The following is a 602-nucleotide window of genomic DNA, read 5'->3' on the forward strand; positions in this document are numbered from 1 at the left end:
GATTTACCTTGATCTCTTTTCTTTTTGTAATAAGATTTAAGAACAGGATCATATCTAATAGCATAAGAAGCTGCTTGATATAGATAGTATCTATTTATTACCTTTTTTGGATAAATTTTTGTGATTATCAGTTTTTTTACTAGAATCATTTAAGTCCCAGCGTAATCCTGCATAAGAGGATAATTTAGAATCAGATGAAAAATTATCGATATTAATAATTTCAGAAATAATAGACATAGATAAAACAACAGAAATACCTGGAATAGTATTAAGAGTTGTGTCAATACGTTTAAAATATAATTCTAGTTGTTTGTCGATACGCTTGATTTGAGATTTCTTAACTCTATCAAAAGCAAGAGCAATATTAAAATTGGACGTATTAAAATCATTTAAAGTAGAACGATAAATCTTAGTAATAATGGATTTAAGTTTTTCAGCAAAGTCAATGCCAAGTCTTCTTTTAGATAAAGAAGAAACTAAATCAAACAAATCATCAATAGACATATTAACAATATCATCAGCAGAATGATTAGATAAAATAGATAAAAGAGTTTTAGATAAATTAAGTTCTTTAGATAAACCTGGGAAATAAGCAGCAATCA

General features: G+C 26.2%; 1 protein-coding gene. It reads right to left on the reverse strand.

What is annotated here, in order from left to right; genetic code table 11:
* Window positions 1–90: 90 nt before the first annotated feature.
* Window positions 91–602: transposase (locus AS160_RS09265; RefSeq protein WP_165148076.1), on the reverse strand; the 512-nt coding region annotated here is incomplete at its 5' end.

Origin of the sequence: Marinitoga sp. 38H-ov, from assembly GCF_011057715.1 — a bacterium.
Lineage (GTDB): Bacteria > Thermotogota > Thermotogae > Petrotogales > Petrotogaceae > Marinitoga.